Origin of the sequence: Pseudoalteromonas sp. MTN2-4 (assembly GCF_042848605.1) — a bacterium.
In the GTDB taxonomy this organism is placed as follows: domain Bacteria; phylum Pseudomonadota; class Gammaproteobacteria; order Enterobacterales; family Alteromonadaceae; genus Pseudoalteromonas.
The window spans coordinates 1-582 of sequence record NZ_BTGK01000060.1 but is presented as its reverse complement, the minus strand read 5'-3'; the positions used below and the strand labels follow the sequence as shown (position 1 = coordinate 582).

The following is a 582-nucleotide window of genomic DNA, read 5'->3' as shown; positions in this document are numbered from 1 at the left end:
GCAAGAAAGAATAGTGCGAGTAAATCTACACCAACTCCAAACCCTAAGTCACTTCCATAAAGGATATTGTAGGAAGGGCTAAAAATATTAGCTTTGACGGCAATACCATCTTGAATAACTACCATTAACGAACCTAACCCTGAATAGCTAAAATAAACAAAGCCTAAGTTGACGGTCAGTAATTGTAGAATTTGATTTACTATAGATAAATTGAATCCCAGCCTTTCCCGTTTGAAAAGATAATAACCTGCTAACCCGTTAAAAATAGCAATACCAAAAGGTATTATATTTACCCAAGCTTGTTGTTCTGTATTAAAATTTATAAAACCCAAATAAATGAATGCAATAGCTGTAACTGCCTGAAGCCAAGTTAAAATTTTTAGGCGGTTTTCAGATTTTTTGATAAAGCTTTCAGTTTGTTCTTTCTCCTGATTTTGAACTTCATCCTTTCTTGAATTCAGTTCTTCAATTAGGTTTCTATAATTATCAGGATAAGCATCCTTATCAATTGTTTCTAAGCTTTCTTTTAATTCACTTATTGAATAGCTTGAATAGTTCACAAATACTCCTAGAAAGCTAACG

Annotated in this window: 1 pseudogene; it reads right to left on the bottom strand. The window is 32.5% G+C overall.

The window, feature by feature from the left end:
- Positions 1-560 (bottom strand): annotated as a pseudogene (locus ACGHEH_RS21715) (hypothetical protein); the annotation flags it as partial.
- Between the last annotated feature and the right edge of the window lie 22 nt (positions 561-582).